General features: G+C 62.9%; 15 protein-coding genes. 7 read left to right on the top strand and 8 right to left on the bottom strand.

Annotation, left to right across the window (positions count from 1 at the left end; all coding sequences use genetic code 11):
• Nucleotides 1-56 precede the first annotated feature (56 nt).
• Nucleotides 57-263 (top strand): hypothetical protein, encoded by a 207-nt coding sequence (locus ACFO0G_RS03840; RefSeq protein ID WP_376976487.1) that lies wholly within the window; start codon nt 57-59, stop codon nt 261-263.
• 132 nt (nt 264-395) lie between these two features.
• Here ACFO0G_RS03840 and ACFO0G_RS03845 read toward each other — a convergent pair whose 3' ends face one another.
• From ACFO0G_RS03845 to ACFO0G_RS03860, 4 genes are read right to left on the bottom strand one after another with little or no spacing between them, the layout of a single operon-like run.
• Nucleotides 396-1,970 carry a UxaA family hydrolase gene (locus ACFO0G_RS03845; protein ID WP_376976488.1) on the bottom strand — a complete coding sequence of 525 codons (1,575 nt, stop codon included), beginning with the start codon at nt 1,968-1,970 and terminating at the stop codon, nt 396-398.
• Nucleotides 1,971-2,017: 47 nt separating this feature from the next.
• A complete protein-coding gene (locus ACFO0G_RS03850; protein ID WP_376976489.1) occupies nt 2,018-2,983 on the bottom strand; it encodes a C-terminal binding protein in 966 nt (321 codons plus the stop codon).
• A gap of 36 nt (nt 2,984-3,019) precedes the next feature.
• A complete protein-coding gene (locus ACFO0G_RS03855; RefSeq protein WP_376976490.1) occupies nt 3,020-3,931 on the bottom strand; it encodes a dihydrodipicolinate synthase family protein in 912 nt (303 codons plus the stop codon).
• A 40-nt stretch (nt 3,932-3,971) separates the two neighbouring features.
• Complete coding sequence (locus ACFO0G_RS03860) at nt 3,972-5,453, bottom strand: MFS transporter (protein WP_376976491.1); 1,482 nt, start codon at nt 5,451-5,453, stop codon at nt 3,972-3,974.
• Nucleotides 5,454-5,762: 309 nt separating this feature from the next.
• Between ACFO0G_RS03860 and ACFO0G_RS03865 the strand changes: the two genes are divergently transcribed.
• Entirely contained in the window at nt 5,763-6,977 is a 1,215-nt protein-coding gene (locus tag ACFO0G_RS03865) for an alpha-hydroxy acid oxidase (RefSeq protein ID WP_376976492.1), read from the top strand.
• A gap of 31 nt (nt 6,978-7,008) precedes the next feature.
• Here the strand turns inward: ACFO0G_RS03865 and ACFO0G_RS03870 are convergent, their stop codons facing one another.
• Nucleotides 7,009-7,764: an IclR family transcriptional regulator gene (locus ACFO0G_RS03870; protein WP_214944689.1), complete on the bottom strand. Its 756-nt coding sequence runs from the start codon at nt 7,762-7,764 to the stop codon at nt 7,009-7,011.
• Nucleotides 7,765-7,892: 128 nt separating this feature from the next.
• Between ACFO0G_RS03870 and ACFO0G_RS03875 the strand changes: the two genes are divergently transcribed.
• Nucleotides 7,893-9,365 (top strand): aldehyde dehydrogenase (NADP(+)), encoded by a 1,473-nt coding sequence (locus ACFO0G_RS03875; protein WP_376976493.1) that lies wholly within the window; start codon nt 7,893-7,895, stop codon nt 9,363-9,365.
• Nucleotides 9,362-10,543, top strand: coding sequence for a fumarylacetoacetate hydrolase family protein (locus tag ACFO0G_RS03880; protein WP_376976494.1), 1,182 nt, complete (start codon nt 9,362-9,364; stop codon nt 10,541-10,543). The genes ACFO0G_RS03875 and ACFO0G_RS03880 overlap by 4 nt, the downstream gene beginning before the upstream one ends.
• 64 nt (nt 10,544-10,607) lie before the next feature.
• On the opposite strand, the gene ACFO0G_RS03885 is transcribed toward ACFO0G_RS03880, so the two are convergent.
• Nucleotides 10,608-11,018 carry a hypothetical protein gene (locus ACFO0G_RS03885; RefSeq protein ID WP_376976495.1) on the bottom strand — a complete coding sequence of 137 codons (411 nt, stop codon included), beginning with the start codon at nt 11,016-11,018 and terminating at the stop codon, nt 10,608-10,610.
• A gap of 141 nt (nt 11,019-11,159) precedes the next feature.
• Between ACFO0G_RS03885 and ACFO0G_RS03890 the strand changes: the two genes are divergently transcribed.
• Complete coding sequence (locus ACFO0G_RS03890) at nt 11,160-11,285, top strand: hypothetical protein (protein WP_376976496.1); 126 nt, start codon at nt 11,160-11,162, stop codon at nt 11,283-11,285.
• Nucleotides 11,286-11,375: 90 nt separating this feature from the next.
• Here the strand turns inward: ACFO0G_RS03890 and ACFO0G_RS03895 are convergent, their stop codons facing one another.
• Nucleotides 11,376-11,531 carry a hypothetical protein gene (locus ACFO0G_RS03895; protein WP_376976497.1) on the bottom strand — a complete coding sequence of 52 codons (156 nt, stop codon included), beginning with the start codon at nt 11,529-11,531 and terminating at the stop codon, nt 11,376-11,378.
• 44 nt (nt 11,532-11,575) lie between these two features.
• Entirely contained in the window at nt 11,576-13,753 is a 2,178-nt protein-coding gene (locus ACFO0G_RS03900; protein ID WP_376976498.1) for an acyltransferase family protein, read from the bottom strand.
• A 675-nt stretch (nt 13,754-14,428) separates the two neighbouring features.
• Between ACFO0G_RS03900 and ACFO0G_RS03905 the strand changes: the two genes are divergently transcribed.
• Both ACFO0G_RS03905 and ACFO0G_RS03910 read left to right on the top strand, forming a co-directional pair.
• Entirely contained in the window at nt 14,429-15,610 is a 1,182-nt protein-coding gene (locus ACFO0G_RS03905) for an acyltransferase family protein (protein ID WP_376976499.1), read from the top strand.
• A gap of 218 nt (nt 15,611-15,828) precedes the next feature.
• Nucleotides 15,829-17,301, top strand: a complete 1,473-nt coding sequence (locus ACFO0G_RS03910) for an O-antigen ligase family protein (RefSeq protein WP_376976500.1) — start codon at nt 15,829-15,831, stop codon at nt 17,299-17,301.
• Nucleotides 17,302-17,434 lie beyond the last annotated feature (133 nt).

Consider the following 17,434-nt stretch of genomic DNA (forward strand, 5'->3'; position numbering starts at 1 on the left):
ATGACGAATGAGCCCGGCGGTCAGCCGGGTTTCAGTTCGAGTACCAGGAGGACGGCATGGCGGGAATCAATGCAAAGTTTGATAAGGAATACCTGGACAAAGGCATCGACGACTTGGCGAAAGCCCCCGTTGAAGCACTAAAGGGGCTTTCCGAAAGCGATGCCCAAAAACTCAAAGAAGCCCTAAATATCAAGACCGTCAAGGATTTGGGCACCAACAAGTTCTTCATCTGGGCTCAGTCAGTCGCCAAGTTGGCGGAGTAGGGGCCCGGTTCACCATAGCGGAAGTGCCCCTGGCGATGACCGCCAGGGGCACTTCCTGTCTTGGGGACACGTTTCTTACCCCAGACGCTGACTTCAGGACAGATAGTAAAAGCGCCTCAGGGCAACGGAAACCTAGAGAACTGTGGACAGCTGCCACGGGACAAACTCATTGTCCCCGTAACCCAGTTCCTCGCTCTTGGTCTCCTGGCCCGATGCCACCGCCAGGATGAGGTCGAAGATCTGCTGTCCCATCTCCTCGATGGTCAGCTGCCCGTCCGCCACCGCCCCGCAGTTCACGTCCATGTCGTCCCGCATGCGTTCATACAGCGGGGTGTTGGTGGCCAGCTTGATGCTGGGTGTGGGCTTGCAGCCGAAGGCGGAACCGCGGCCGGTGGTGAAGGCGAGGACCTGGGCGCCGCCGGCAACCATGCCCGTGGCGTTGACGGGGTCGTAGCCGGGAGTGTCCATGAAGACCAGGCCGTGGGCGGTAATGGGTTCGGCGTACTCCACGACGTCCACCAGGTTTGTGGTGCCGCCCTTCGCCACGGCTCCCAGGGACTTTTCCAGGATGGTGGTGAGTCCGCCGGCCTTGTTCCCCGGAGATGGGTTGTTGTTGATCGACGATCCGTCCTGGGTAACGTGCTGTTCCCACCAGCGGATGCGTTCCATCAGCTTGTCCGCCGTGTACTGCGACTCGGCACGGGACGTGAGCAGGTGCTCGGCGCCGTAGATTTCCGTGGTTTCGCCGAAGACCGCGGTGCCGCCGTGCCTGATGAGCAGGTCCGCGGCTGCGCCCAGGGCCGGGTTTGCAGTCACGCCGGAGAAGGCGTCCGAGCCGCCACACTCCATGGCAAGGATCAGTTCCGAGGCGGGCACCGTGGTCCTCTGGGACTTGTTGATTTCGGGAAGCAGTTCCTCGATGCGCCGAACTCCTTCCGCCACCGTGGCCTTGGTGCCGCCCTGCGCCTGGATGGTCATGCTGGAAATCGACTTGTCCGGGCTCAACGACCACCCGGTGGTGAGGCCGGCAATCTGGTTGACTTCGCAGCCCAGCCCCAGCACCAGGATGCTGGCAAAGTTGGGGTGGTTCGCGTACCCGTGGAGGGTCCGGCGCAGGACCTCGAAGCCGTAGTTGCCGTCCCCTCCGGTGCCGCATCCCGAAGAATGAGTCAGCGCCACCACGCCGTCCACGTTGGGGTACTGGTCCAGGACCCCGCTGTTCTCGATCCGGGAGGCGATGAGTTTCGCCGCCGTCGCGGAACAGTTGACCGACGTGAGGATGCCGATGTAGTTCCGGGTCCCGACGGAGCCGTTGCTCCGCCGGTACCCCTGGAAAGTTGCCCGCTGATCCTCGGGCACGAAATCGGTCTCCCGCAGCGCGGTGCCCGCCTGGCCGGCCCGGTCGAACTCCCGGTATGCCACGTTGTGGACGTGCACATGTTCGCCCTTGCTGATCAGGCGCCCCGCGAAACCGATGATCTGGCCGTATTTCCGGACCGGTTCATCGGCCTCGATGGTCCGCAAAGCCACCTTGTGTCCACCGGGAATCTCATCCGCGCACAGCAACTCACCGCCGTTAACGGAAAGGGAAGTGCCGGCGCGAATAGCCCCCAGCGCGGTGCCAACGTTGTCCTCCGGATGCAGGACCAGCAGTCCCATGTCCGCGGCGAGCCGCGGGTTGGCGATCAGTTCAATCGGTGTGTTCATGTTTCTGCCTTTACTGTTGGCCCCGCACCGGCGGGCACCGGGAGTGGCTAGCTGAGGACCTCAGGGTTGACGATGTTGCGGGGCCGGCGGCCCAGGACGGCATCCACCACGTTCTCCGCGGTGCGCCGCTTCAGTTCATCGCTGGATTCCTCCGTGTACCAGGCGGTGTGCGGTGTCAGCACCACGCGCTCAAGGTCCAGCAACGCACTGTTAAGGGGAAGGGGCTCTTCCTCAAAGACGTCCAGGCCTGCCGCATGGAGCTTTCCGTTCTTCAGCGCGTCAACAAGGGCCGCGGTGTCAATCACCCCGCCGCGGCAGGTGTTGATGATGGTGGCCCCCGCCTTGAACTGCCCCAGCGTGCCTGCGTTGATCAAGTGGTGGGTGTGCTTGTTCAACGGCACGTGCAAAGATACGACGTCGGACGCGGCCAGCAGTTCCTCCAAGGTCACCACCTCGATGCCCTCCTTGGTGGTGGTCCCCGGGGCGTGGAGGGGATCGTAGCCCAGGGCACGGTAGCCCAGCGCCTTGGCCTTGGCCGCGGTGGCCGCCCCGATCAGGCCCAGTCCGATGACGCCGAAGGTCTGCGAGGAGAAGCGGCGGATCGGCTTGACCGAGTCGAGCCGGGTCTCCCCGGCCCGGACTCCCCTGTCCAGGTCCGGGATACCGCGCGCCAGCGTCAGGGCCAGCGCAATGGCGTGGTCGCTGACGTCCTCCACACCGTAGTCGGGCACGTTGGACACCATCACACCACATTCCGTTGCGGCTGGGACGTCAACGGTGTCCACGCCTACCCCGTACCGGCTGACGGCTTTAAGCCGCGGCAGGCCCTTGAGGACCCGTTCGGTAATGGGGGCGTACTGGACGATGAGTCCGTCCACCTCGGCCGCAGCCTCAAGGACATCGTCCTCGGTCCTGCAGTTGGCCCGTACCAGTTCAACTCCGTTGGCGTCTGCCACGGCCTGCTCCTGGCTGATCGACTCGAATTCGTAGTCGGTGATTAGTATGCGGGGCATGCCCGTCCTCCCTTGATTACCTGCATCCTGAAGTCCTCACGCCCAGCGGAGGATCAGGGGGTCTTTGCGCTTGGCCATCTCCACCAGCTGCGCGCGGGTGTGGGGGTTCAGCTCCCCTACCGGATGGCGCGTCCTGTCGCTGGCAATGATGTTGCCCTCCTTCATCAGGACTTTAGTGGCGCGCAGGCCGCACTGCCGGTTCTCGAAGTGGATGAACGGAAGCAGGTCTTCCCAGGCGTGGATCGCCTTGTCCCGATCGCCCGCGTGGAAATCCCGCACGATTTGGCCCAGCTGGTCCGGCACCATGCAGCTGCTCATCGTGCCCAGGGCCCCGGCTTCCAGGTCCGGGATGAGCGTGATGGCTTCCTCGCCGTCGAAAAGCCCGGGCAGCGACGGGCCGGCCGCCGCACCGAGGGCGCGCAGCTTGTCCGCCGCCTGGGGCATCTCGATCTTGGCGTAGTTCACCTGCGGCACCTCCCTGGCGATCCGGGCCAGGAGGCCGACGGACAGCGGTGTGGTGCTCATCGGCGCGTCCTGGATCATGATGTCGATGTCAAGGCCATCAGCAACGCGCTTGAAGTACTCCACCACGGCGTCGTCGTCCACCTTCATGGTGGCCCCGAAGAACGGCGGCATGAGCATCACCATTTCCGCGCCGAGCTCCTGGGCCCGCAGGCTGCGTTCCCGGGCGATCCGCGTGCTGAAGTGGCTGGTGGTAACGCAGACCGGCAGCCGTCCGTCCAGGTGCTCCATGGTGGTCCGGAGCACCTGCTCGCGTTCCTCGTCGGTCAGCGAGAACTGCTCCGAGTAGTTGGCCAGGATGCAGACGGCGTCGGACTTGCCGTCCACCAGGTAATCCAGGACCCTGCGCTGGCCGTCAAGGTCCAGTTCCTCGTTGTCCGCGAAAATGGTGGGCGCTACCGGCATTACGCCAGTGATGGCACTCATGGTTGTCCTTCAGGGTTTGTAGGGGTTGCGGGCACCGGGATCAGCGGTTTGCGCTGACGGCTGCCACTGACGCGTCCTCGTAGTCTTCGGCGTCGATGTCGCGGCCGTGCGGGTCCCACTTGTTGACCAGGATCACCACGATGGCGATGGCGGGCACAACGGCGAGTACCAGCAGCGCCTTGGTTCCCCAGGCTGCGGTGGCCAGGGGCCAGAACACCAGGCCGGCGATCGCTCCAAGGCGGATGCCGATCTGGGTGAAGCCGGTGCCGGCACCGCGCAGGGAGGTGGGATACGACATGGTGGCCATGGTCATGCCCTGGGCCCCGGGACCTGCTGCGTGGCAGAAGATCAGGAGGCCGATGACCAGGGCGCCGATGAAGGACCAGGCACCTTCGACGTTGCTGAGGCTGCCGGCGATGACCATGCAGGTGAAGGTGCCGCAGAACCCGAGGAGTGACAGCTTGCGCGGGCCGATCTTGCCGGAGAGGCGGGCACCGATGAAGCCGCCGGTGACGCCGAAGGCCAGGTTGAGGATCAGCGAGGACACGATGTTGGTCATGACGTTCTGGGTGTGCAGCATGGCGAGCACGATCTGCCCGACGAAGAAGCCCACGGCGTAGTACTCCATGGACTGGCTGGCGTTGATGACCAGGGCCAGGCCGGTACGGCCGCGGTACTTCTTGCCCACGAGCTTGCCCCAGGCCTGGGTCAGGGTCATCTGGAACTGCTTGCGCTCGGCGCGGGGGTCCACGGCGTCTTCCGCAACTTCGGCGTCCACGTTGTAGGTCCGCTTGAGGATCTTGGCTGCTTCATGCAGGCCCAGGTTCTGCGCCGCCCAGGAGGGGGATTCGGCCATGTACTTCTGGCGGAAGATCATGATCAGGATGGCGGGCACGGCACCGAAACCCACCACGATGCGCCACATCTGGTTTTCCGGCCACTGCATGCCCTGGAAGAGGAAGTACACGGGGATCAGCAGGGCGAAGGTGGAGGCGACGGCGGCGTACCACATGGGCTGCCAGAGGGAGACGGTGCCGCCCTTCTTCTTCCGTGAGGCGTACTCGGCCAGGAAGCTGAAGGCGACGGGGAAGTCGACGCCGATGCCCACGCCCATGATGAAGCGGGCAATGATGAGGGTCCAGACGTCCGGGGCCACGGCGCAGGCGATCGCTGCGACAACGAAGAAGACCATGTCCGCCATGAACACTTTGAACCGGCCGAGCTTGTCCACGAAGTACCCGCCGAAGACGGATCCGACGAGGGCGCCCACCATGATGGAGGCGGACACCACGGACAGCATCTCGGGAGTCAGGTGGAAGTCCTTGGAGATGTAGGGCAGGCCGAACGCCACCGAGGTGAAGTCGTAGGCGTCCAAGAAGATGCCGCCCAGGGCGATGAGGGTAATGGCGAAGGATTTACCCGTCTTGAGGGTACCGCTGTTGATGAGGTCGGTGACGTCCTGGGCGGAGCGCAGGACGATCCGTCCGCCGCTGGAGGCAGCGGCGTTGGGGACTGCTGACATTGGGGGTCCTTTCGAAAGCCCACTGCTTTGTGGGTCTCGCAACTTGGCAAGTTCTATGTTCGATATTTCGAACGGTGGTCGATGTGGCGATCAAGCATTCGCTGGGGTAGGGTGATCGGGAACACAAAGGAGTCTAGGGATGCCACCCCGGACCGTCAAGCGCTGAAGCGGAATTTGGACGGAAAAGCCTGCACCAGCGGCGATGCAGCCGCCAGCGGCCGTGGGCCCCAACCACCAAACAGCCGGACTTACCATCGTCAGCTTGCCGACCTTTGTACTAAATTTCGAACGTGAAAGGGGTTGCTCCCTATGGAGGACCGTCAACTGCCCAAGTGGTCCGAGATCCGCGAACTTGTCCAGTTCCGGAGCTTCGAGCTGGATCCCGTGCAGCGAAGGCTTGCCCGGGCGTTCACCATCGCGGACCTTCGCGTAATGGCACAGAAGACCACGCCGAAAGCTGTCTTCAACTACACGGACGGCGCCGCCGAAGAAGAGATCACCATCGCCCGGTGCCGGCAGGCCTACCGGGACGTGGAGTTCTCACCGGCAGTCCTCCGGGACGTCTCGGATCCCGATCCGTCCACGAAGCTTTTTGGCGGCACCATCGACTTCCCCCTGGTCCTGGCGCCCACCGGCTACACGAGGATGATGCACAACGACGGCGAGAAGGCAGTTGCGCGGGTAGCGGCCCGGAACAACATTCCGTACACCCTCTCGACGGTGGGCACCACCACCGTGGAGGACCTCGCCAAGGCGGTGCCTGAAGGGAACAACTGGTTCCAGCTCTACATCGCCAAGGACCGGAGCAAGACGGAGGGCCTGCTGGAGCGGGTGCTCACCAGCGGCTACGACGTCCTGATGGTCACTGTGGACACCCAGGTGGGCGGCGCCCGCGTCAGGGAGCTGCGTGACGGCTTGACCATTCCGCCCACGTTGTCGCCGAAGACTTTTGCGGACATGGCCCTGCACCCATCCTGGTGGTTCGACAAGCTGACCACCCCGCCCATCGAGTTCGCGTCCCTCAAGGGCTTCGGCGGGAATTCCGCGGAGGTGGCGGACCAGGTGTTCGATCCCGCCCTGACGTTCGAGGACATCGCCTGGCTGCGTAAAGTGTGGCCGCACAAGTTGCTGGTCAAGGGCATCCAGACGGTCCAGGATGCGGAACGGGTTGTCGAGCTGGGCTGCGACGGCGTCGTCCTGTCCAACCACGGGGGCCGGCAGCTGGACCGCTCGCCCACCATCCTGAAGATCCTGCCCCAGGTCCGCCAGGCCCTGGGCCCGGACGCTACGGTGCTGATCGACAGCGGCATCATGTCCGGCAGTGACATCCTGGCCGCCGTCGGCCTGGGCGCGGACGCCGCGATGGTGGGTCGGGCCTACCTCTACGGCCTGATGGCCGGCGGCGAGCGCGGCGCGGCCCATGCCGTGAAGATCCTGCGCTCCCAGTACGTACGGTCCATGCAGCTGCTGGGCGTCAAGTCCACGGCCGGCATTTCGGGCGATCATGTGGCACTGGCCGGCTGACCGCCAGGGGTGCGCCCCGCTCCCCCGGCCGTCAGCGGTAGCCGAGCTCGGCACTCAGGCGGGCAGCGCCGTCGGCCGCCAGCGCCGACCACTCCTCCACCGGGCGCTGGTTCCAGCGCATGTCCGGAACGGAGATACTGAGGGCCGCCACCACGGCGCCGGTGTGGTCGCGGACCGGCGCGGCCACGCAGGAAACGTCCGGGGTGGACTCCCCGGACTCGAAGGCCAGCCCGGAGGCACGGATCTCGTCCAGGACGTTGGCGAGTGCGTGGGGTTCAGTGATGCTTTTGGGGGTCAGTTTGGCAAGGCCCTTTGTGAAGATGCGCTTGCGTTCGGCGTCCGGCAGGTACGCCAGGAGGGCCTTGCCCACGGCAGTGCAGCTCGCCGGAAGCCGGCCGCCCATGCGCGAGACCATGCGCACGGACTGGGTGCTGTCCACCTTGCATACGTACACCACGTCCGCGCCGTCGAGGATCCCCACATTCACGGTCTCGTCGCACTCCCTGCCCACGGACTGGGCGATGCGCAGCCCGACGGCGTGCAGGTCCAGCCGTTCGGCGAACGCGTTGCCCAGCCGGAAGACGCTCAGGCCCAGATGATAGGTGGCAGTGGCATCGTCCCGGCGGAGGTATTTGCGCTCCGTCAGGGTGGTGAGCAGTTCGTGGACGGTGGTCCGCGGAAGGCCGGTCCGTTGCACCACCTCGGGTGCGGAGAGCCCGTGGCGGGCGTCCATGAAAAGCTCCAGGACGTCGAGGCTCCTGACGACGGCGGGGGTCAAGCGGGGCACGTGGAGTCCTTTCGTTGGGGGCGCCTTGGCTTAGCGCGGCTTCCAGTCTACGCGCGCCGTTCGAAATATCGCACATTGTTCGACAAGGAATGGATTTGGAACTAAAGATGATTCCAGGAGGAAACAACATGCACACCACCCCAGAGCAGGTCGAGAACCAAATAGTCGCCGCGCACGCGGCCTACGAGCAGGCCCGGGACGTGGAACCGCAGGTCCGCGGGTCCTGGCTGGAGGCCATCGCCGCCGCCCTCGAAGCCAACGCGGATGAGCTCGTGGGCCTCGGAGAGCAGGAAACCCACCTGGACCAGGGTCGGCTGCGTTTCGAACTGAAGCGCTCGGTCTTCCAGCTGCGCCTGTTCCGCAGCGAAATCCTTGCCGGTGAGCACCTGGGCGCCATCATTGACCACGCCGACCAGGACTGGGGAATGGGCCCCCGTCCGGACCTCCGCAGGGTCAACGTGCCCCTCGGCGTCGTGGGCGTCTTCGGTGCCTCCAACTTCCCCTTTGCCTTCAGCGTGATGGGCGGGGACACCGCCTCCGCCCTCGCGGCCGGCTGCGCCGTGGTGCACAAGATCCATGAAGGGCACCTGCAGCTGGCGCTGCGCACGGCGGCCCTCGTCGAGAAGGCCCTTGCCTCGGCAGGCGCGCCGCAGGGACTGTTTTCCGCCGTGGTGGGTCGGCAGGCGGCGGAAGCACTGGTGGACCATCCCCTGACCAAGGCGATTGGCTTCACGGGTTCCACCGCGGGCGGCCGGGCGCTTTTTGACCGGGCCTGCCGCCGCCCCACCCCCATCCCCTTCTACGGCGAGCTGGGGAGCATCAACCCCGTGTTCGTCACGGAGCAGGCCTGGGACGTGCGCCGGGACGCCATCCTCTCGGGGTATGCCGCATCGTTCACCGCCGGGATGGGGCAGTTCTGCACCAAGCCGGGGCTGCTCTTCGCGCCGGTGGAGGATACCGACGAGGTGGCCGCCCTGCTGCAGCAGGAGCTTGAGTCCAAGAGCCTGGCACCGCTCCTGAGCCCGAAGCTCCGTGAGGGTTTCGACGCTGCCCTGGACAAGGTGCGGTCCGCCGAGGGCGTGGACGTGCTGGTGAAGGGCGACGACGCCGAAGCTCCCCGGCCTACCGTGCTGGCAACCACCGCGGAGGCAGTGCTGGCACAGCCGGAGCTGCTGGAGCAGGAGATGTTCGGCCCCGCCACCCTGCTCATCCGCTACCGTCCCGGAACCGACCTCACCGAGCTGGCCGGCCTGCTGGAGGGCCAGCTGACGGCCACGGTCCAGGGTGAGCCGGAGGAAAAGCTCGATGACCTGCTGACGGTGCTGCGGGAACGGAGCGGCCGGCTGGTGTGGAACGCCTGGCCAACGGGAGTCAGCGTCACCTACGCGCAGCAGCACGGCGGGCCCTACCCTGCCACCACCGCCGCCTCCACCACCTCTGTGGGGACGGCTGCCATCGGACGGTTCATGCGCCCGGTTGCCTACGACTCCTTCGCCCCGGAGCAGCTTCCGCCTGCCCTCCGGGACAACAACCCCTGGAACATCACGCGGCGGGTGGACGGAATCCACCAGCCTGCCGGACAGAAAGCTGAAGCACGATGACAACTGTTACTGCAGAGCAGGTCCTGCCCGCGGATGCGGACAAGGCCCTTTTGGTGGGGCGCGTCTGGGACCCGGAGACGGGCGGGCCGCGTGTGGTCTCCATCAGCGGACAGGACGTCTTCGACCACACCCCGCACGTACACACCGTTGCGGAACTTCTGGACCTGGACGATCCGGCGGGTCTCATTACCGCCACCCGTGAGTCGCCCAGCTGGGACCTGGCGGCCCTGATCGATGCTTCCCTGGCGCAGGACACGGAATGCCCGCACCTCCTGGCGCCGGTGGATCTGCAGGTGGTCAAAGCCTGCGGCGTGACGTTCGTGGACAGCATGATTGAGCGGGTCATCGAGGAACGGTGCGGCGGGGACTTCCACCAGGCTGCGGCCGTCCGTGAGTCCGTCCTGGCTGTCCTTGGCTCAGACCTTGCCAGCGTGCGTCCGGGCTCCGAGGAGGCCCAGCAGGTCAAGGAGGTGTTGACGGGCAAGGGGATGTGGTCCCAGTACCTGGAAGTGGGGCTTGGCGCCGACCCGGAAGTCTTCACCAAGGCCCCGGTGCTCTCGAGCGTGGGGTTTGGGGCCAGGATTGGCATCCCGTCGTTTTCGAGCTGGAACAACCCGGAGCCGGAACTGGTCCTGATCGTGGATTCCAGGGGCCGGGTGCGTGGGGCCACCGTGGGCAACGATGTGAACCTGCGCGATGTGGAGGGCCGCAGCGCGCTTCTGCTGGGCATGGCCAAGGACAACAACGCGTCCTGCGCCATCGGCCCGTTTATCCGCCTCTTCGACGAGCGGTTTAGCCTGGAGTCGCTGCGGAGCGAGGACATCACCATGACTGTGGAGGGAACCGACGGCTACCGGCTTGACGGACAGAACAGCCTGTCCCGGATCAGCAGGCCCTTCGAGGAACTGGTGGGAGCCGCCTACGGCAGGCACCACCAGTACCCGGACGGCTTTGCCCTGTTCACAGGTACGCTCTTTGCCCCCAGCCAGGACCGGGATGCGCCGGGCCTGGGGTTCACGCACAAGGACGGAGACCGCGTCACGATCCACAGCGCCCAGCTGGGGTCCTTGATCAACACCACGGGCACCGCCGAGGACCTCCCTGCGTGGAGCTTCGGGATCCGCGACCTGATGGAATACCTGTCCCGGTTTGTCCAGGTTCCGGTGCACGGGGGTTAGACCAAAACCTTTAAGGCAGGGCCCGGGCTGGGCCCTGCCTTTCTCGGTGCTGGTGGACGCTCCACTACGCCAGGTCTTCGAAGCTGTCCTCGCCGGGACGCCAGGCCATCCACCGCCCGTCCGGGAAACCGCTGAGTTCGGCGATCTCGACGAAGATCTCTTCCTTGGCAGGGTGGATCACGATCGTCCCGGTGTCGAGCTCGATGTAGATGCCTGAGCCGGTCGCTTCTGTCGTTGAAACCACCGTCCCGGGAGCCAGCCGGCGCAGGGCGTCGGCGTACCCCAACTCCTGCTCGCGCCACTGGCGGCCATCCTGCCAGACCACTGGCCACACATAGCTGTTGAGCGTGACATGCCCGGGGATTTGATCTCCGTCGAACCGGAACTGCACGTAGTCGTTGAGGACGAACTCCACCGAGTAAAGCCGATGGTCCACCAGCCGCGACAGCAAATCGTTCGGAACATAGGACGTCATCGAGCTAACCACCGGCCTTCTCTTCTCCTCAATCAATGACTCTAGTAAGCCGGCTGAGACTCACGCGGCGGATTGCGATCGGCGCCACGGTACCAATTCTGGCTGCACTGGTGCTGCTAAAACAGTCCGCGGTCTTGGCCGATGCTAGCTCGAGTTCACCCCGGCGCTGGCTGCGTTCTTCCTGTGGACGTGGTCAGCCACCCGTTCGGCACCGTCCAGGACGTGGTGGCGGACCGGGGCGGCGGCATCGGCCCGTCGCCAGCGTGATAGCAGCAGTGTGAAGCAGTTCCGGCACCGACCACGGCAAACTTCGTCGCGGTGCGGATAAGGCGCGCAACCAAAAAGAAGTCCCATAGCCTAGGCAGTGCGCTCGGCATACTCTGAGCCGGACTCGTCGGGCAGAGCAGGGTGCGCGGTGAAAGCCTGCTGCAGATCCGGTGGGTTCAACAAGGCAATCAGGTGGATAGTCGGCGCCGGTTGAAGTTCCAGTGCGAGGATGGTTTCCGTCTCCACAATGCGCCTTGGCGCAAGAATTGCAAAGCGTCAACGGGCGCGTATTACTCAAGTTTCAGCGCGGTTACAATCACTGGACCGAGCGATGCAGAGTATGCCGAAGTTAGATGAAGTCCATCCGCGTAAACGGGAGTCTGTCCGACGAACGAAGGGCACTCGTCGGATTGGGTACAGAACCAATTTTTTGTGTCGATGAACTGCATGGTGTCGTTTCCAAATTCCCGGAGCTTATTGCGACCCACTGACTGCAAGTTCTTGTAGTTATTCGTGACGTTCGTCTTACAGTCTTTAGGTTTGCTAATACGGGTAGCGCAGTCTTTGAGCGAGACACCACCCGGCGGCGGATCGAGAACTACGGTCCTCTTGGCTGCGCCAGACAACGCTTTGAAAGTTTCCCCGTATCCTGTCCCCCACTCACTAAGGAAGGCTGGTCCGTCTGCGCCACTGGCCAGCGTTGGGCTTTGAGAGCTAGTAAGGAAGAGGAGGTCAGGTTTCAGCTCTGCGATCTTGCCCCACGACCACTGCCGAAAAGCAGCGCATTGAGGATGGGGCGACTTGTCTAGCTTCAAAACTGCGACGTTGGCCGCGGGACATTGCTGCATCGTGTAGATCAGAATCTTGTATCCCTTAGGCTCAAGCGCTGCGCGGATGCCAGGGGCATAGCTGATTGCAACTGAGTCACCAAGAATGACGGCAGTCTTTGGCGCATCAGGCGCACCGTAGATGCACCGTTGGGCATTGGCTTGGGGGTCAGGAAGAGCTTTCTGCTCCAGACCTAAACACCCATCCTGCGACCATTCGGGAGCAAGGGTAGTCCGCCCCAACTCGTCCACAGAGGGATGCAAATCAGGCCACTCCGGAGCCCTTGTCGCTGTTCCGATATGGGCAGCCAGGGCGTCCGTCGCAGAAAGGGCCTCTTTTGCGGAGGCGGAAGCCGGAGACGATGGATTGGCGTACGCAAGGGTCTGGAGCTCAGCCTCTCCGGATCTGTTCTTGCTGAGTGCAAGCACGGATGTTCCAGCCGCCGCAAGCGCCAGGACGCAAAGACCGGCGATTTGGGCCTTTACTGGGAACGCTGTCTTGCTCTTTGTTTTGTTCCCTTGCCGGCCCGGCTCTAACCATGTCGACTTACGAATTGGGTCCTCAACAAAGTGGTAAGAAGCAATCGATAGAACAGCCATCATAACGGTGGCCGTGGCCAGGTACACCCAGTCCACCTTGGCAAAGAAGACACGGGCCAGAACGATAACTGGAAAGTGCCAGAGGTATAAGGAATATGAAATGTTCCCGATGTACTGTGCGACAGGGTTTGTTAGGGGCCCAAGATACTTCTGCTGTCCCCCTGTGCCGGCGCCGATCACGAGTGCAGTTGCCAGTACTGGCAAGCCTGCCCAAGGTGCAGGAAACGCTGACTCCGGAGCAATATAGAACACGCTCCACGCGATACCTGCCAGTCCCGCGTATGCGATAAGAGGCCTTAGCCAGGCCGGCATCTTCATGAGCAAGGGCGCCCATAGGGCAAATACCGCGCCGATCCCAAGTTCCCAGGCTCGTGAGAAGGTTGAGAAGTAGGCTACGGTCGGCGCTGAGGCGGTCTCCCACATGGCGAAAACGAAGGATGCCGCGACTACGGCTACCATGCTCGAACCAAGCACGCGCCGAGTCATCGCCGTCATCCATCCTAAACGGCTACCGAGAGCCGCGACAGCAAGTATCAACCATGGCCAAACGATGTAGAACTGCTCTTCGACTGCCAGCGACCAAAAGTGCTGGAGCGGCGACGGGGACGCCGTGGCGTCCATGTAGTCCGTTCCGATCCAGGCGAGGTGCCAGTTCGCGCCGAAGACCAGCGCCCACAGGCCATCAATGGTGATGCTCTGCGACCGCCCAACCGAGTAGACAGCCCAGGACGCCCCAACCGTGGCAGCCAGGACAATGACGGCCACGGGCATGATGCGTCTGACACGACGCCGGTAGAAGTTCGCGAATGAGATGCGCCCCTTTGTCTCCTGCTCGCGGAGCAGCAGCCCAGTGATCAGGAACCCGGAAATTACGAAGAAGATGTCCACTCCGACAAATCCGCCCACGGGATAGCCCAGCAGATGGTCTGTGATCACCGCAAGGACGGCCACGGCGCGGAGGCCCTGCACGTCTGGCCGAAACGCTGACGGCTTCTTCACAGGTTTTTCGGCAGGCCGAACGTCGAGCCAGGTATGAGACATTGATTCCCCCAGTATTGAGACCTGCCCCCGATTGTACCGGGGGAATAAACCCAGTTAATTACCGCCTGAAGTCGCTTGCGTTGTAACGACCTGGCCATCCAAGGCATCGTGGACGCGGAGAGCGCAGCCGTGCCGTAGACGACGGCGCGGACCAGACAGTCTCCAACCTCGGGGCCGGCCGTGACCCCCCGACCGCAAACAAAGATGTCCTGCCGTCAATCGTTGAAGCCCTGGGCGGCCCACCTAGTTTTAACTCGCCACCAGGATCGGAGGAGGCCACGACGTCACAAGCCAGTCACACTCGGCCAAGGCATCCTTCGGCGGCCGCCCGTTCGATTCCGTGCTCACCCCCCGCGGCGAGCTTGCGGTTGACCGGGCCTTCGGGATCCTCCAAGAAGAATTCCAGGCGGGCGCCATGGACTTCTTGGGTTAGCGCCGGTGGCAGGTCTGGACAGCAGCATCTGTGCCGGGCATGCCCAGTTCTGAGCTCCGGCGAGCCTGCTCGTTGGAAGCACGACGGCGGCCAGCGCCGCCACTTTCGCGCGAGGTTCTCGAAGCTGTCCTTACTCGGGCTTTTTGAATTGAGATTATCTCAGGTGGGGATGGAAAATACCCGCCCTTCACCTGCGCTCAACCTAGAGTGGAGATCCAGTCCGCTCGGATAGAATCCCGACCATGGGGAACACTTCGTCCACGCCAGTCCGTCTTCATTCACTCGATGGTCTCAGAGGCGTCGCAGCACTTGTTGTACTCGTGAGCCACATCGCTCTAACGCTTCCAACCTTCGCAGCTGCTATCTATAATTCCGATGTGCGGCTCGAGGCCGGAACATGGGGATGGCTCGCCACATACACGCCGCTTCACCTGCTATGGGCCGGCCATGAAGCAGTCTTCGTGTTCTTCGTGCTCAGTGGATTGGTCCTAACCATTCCAGTCATTAGGCGCGGCGGGTACAGCTGGCGAGAATATTATCCCAAGCGGCTCGTGCGTATCTACGCGCCAGTTGCGGTGGCCGTGTTATTCGGCATTCTGATGGTATTGCTGGTACCGAGGAACGACTCCACCGGCATGGGCGAGTGGCTGCAAGATAGACCTACGAATGTCAGCGTAAGCGGGGTGGTAAAAGACCTCATTCTCGTCACTGGGCCGTCACGTCTAATCAGCCCCCTCTGGTCGCTTCAGTGGGAGATGCTGTTCTCGCTCCTCCTACCGGCGTACGTTCTTTTCGTATCCACGCGGCGAGGAACGGTTTGGGTAAAGGCAGCGTTGATCTTGCTGACGCTTAGCGCTGGCGTTTTGTTGGACAACCAATCCCTTGCGTACATGCCGATGTTCGCTGCGGGTAGCCTGATGGCCACAAAGCTCGACGACCTAAGGGATGCCTGCACGAGAATGAACACCGCGCACTGGTGGCTTGTCGGTGGGATAGCGTCCGTCCTCGCTACTGCCCGGTGGACTCTACCGCTTGTGGTTCCTGGCGATTTTGCCGCGAATATCTCCACCATCCCGGCATTTATCGGTTGTGTGCTCATTGTCGGCATAGCCGCGTTTTGCCCGGATATCCAGGGCTTCTTGCGTTCGCGTGTCGTTCAGTGGCTGGGCCAGATTTCATTCAGTCTGTACCTGACACACGAGCCCATCGTTATCGCCTCGGCGTTCTTCCTTGGACCGAAAAATGCTTTGATGGTCCCCATCGTAGCCATTCCCATTGCCTTCGCTGTGGCCTGGGCCTTCTTTCACCTCATAGAGGCTCGGAGTCATACGTTGTCAAAGAAAGTCGGGCGGATCTTTCGTGGAAAGACTCCTAATCACCGTAGTGCGCATAGCGGGCGAGTAAGTTTGAACCGGGACCACTAGTTATGGCCCGATTATTCTTGGGCTAAGCGCTTCTGTTGTCTCAACAATGCCGCGACAGTTCCGCGGACGTGCCGGCGTCCGGAGGTCTACTTGCACTCCGGAACCTGAGACGAATCTGCGAAGGGCTTCTCCGTTGGCCTTAGGCCCAATATAAGGGCGGCGCTCCTGTATCGTTTACCGAGACCGTGTTGGGGGACGATTACGCGAGGAAACGCCGCATGAAACTAACTACACGAGATGTCGGCGGCGTTAAGAAAACTGGAACAGCCGGCGTTGTATTGCTCATCACCGCGGCCGCCGCGGTGGCAATGGCCTTCATCGACATCCGGTACTCGTTCGGAGCGTTCGCCGCCCTAGCTGTCCTTCTGTTAGTTCGGTGGATTGGACTGCACAGGTTCCTTCCTCAAGGTCCGGTTGGCTGGCTCTACGCTGTCATCATCTTTGTGACCTGCTGGGCGCCAGCACTTGGCATCGTCGGAACCATAGCCAGGTTCGCGCTGGCCGGAGTCGCCGTCCTCGCTCTGGTCCACAGCTTCAGTACACCAGCGCCACGATTACGTGGGCCGGTGAAGCTCGGGATTGCACTACTCCTATTGACGCTCGCGATGAGCACCATCGGCGCAGCATCGACAGGCTATGGATTCGCCCGCCTACTCAATTGGGTGATGTTCATTCCTCTGCTCTGGCTCGCGTTCCGAAAGCCGGACGTAAGGGGTGCCGGATTCGGGCTCGTCGGGACCAGTATCTTCCAGATGATCGGTGTAGGCCTTCAGCTAGCTGGCCTCATGAAGGGAACTTGGGGCGGCCTCCTCACTTCAGGAGCGACCTACAACCCGGAAACCAGCGCTTGGCTCAAGCGCTACACAGGCTTCATCATGAACCCCAACAACCTCGCGCTTGTGCTCACCTGCGCAGTGATCGTCTTGGCAGCCTGCCTATTGGCGCAACTGCCGGGGAAAACAAAAGTCGGGCTGCTGGGGCTTATGGGACTCTTCACTGTAGGCATCGTTCTGACTGGCTCGCGTGGTGGCCTCGTTGCCGTAGCTCTTGGCGTAATCATCCTCTTCCTGGCCGCGGGAAAGCGTGGAATAGCCATTGGAATGAGCGTGGTAAGCCTCGCCGTGATCGCCTACGTGATTACCGGCTCTCGAGAGCTTGACCGCCTCCTGGAGTCGTTCGTTGAGATCGTTTCCGGAACTGATGCCAGCGCGGTGCAGCGAAGCGGAGTCTGGGTGAGTCGACTCCAAACAACCGAGAACGGCAACGTAATCATCGGGTCAGGGTTCGGCGGCTACGCACCCGAGCTTTTCGCGGGCCAGCATGGCTTGGACGTAGACCCCGCCAACGCCCGCCAAGCCACCGTCGACAACAGTTGGATCAAGATCCTGCTCGAATCAGGCGTACTCGGCGTGCTCGGCATGGCCGTGACAATGCTCCCACCGATGTGCAGTGCTCTCTGGAAATCCAAGAGTGACCGACGCCTGTGGGGAATCGCTTCGGGCGCAGTGATCGCTGCCCTGCTTTGGCGGTCATTGTCCGTGGACATGCTGGACCAAAACCCGTGGAATGCCTTTGTTTTCCTCGCCGTCGGCTTCGCCGCAGCCTCCGCGGCCAAGTGTTCCCAGGATGAACTGCACCGCGCCGAACAGCCAGGAATACGGCTTTCTCACTATGTAAAACCCGGCGGCTGATGTCGGCTACTAGGTTCGTGATGGGCAGCAGGTGCCGGACGGTGCGGTCTGCATACGACGAAAGCACGGGACCTTTTCTGGCACCATGAGCAAGCCCTCTGCCGGATTGCCGCCCAGCGGGTTTTGGGCGAAA

The organism is Arthrobacter sedimenti (genome assembly GCF_042652025.1).
Taxonomy (GTDB): domain Bacteria; phylum Actinomycetota; class Actinomycetes; order Actinomycetales; family Micrococcaceae; genus Arthrobacter; species Arthrobacter sedimenti.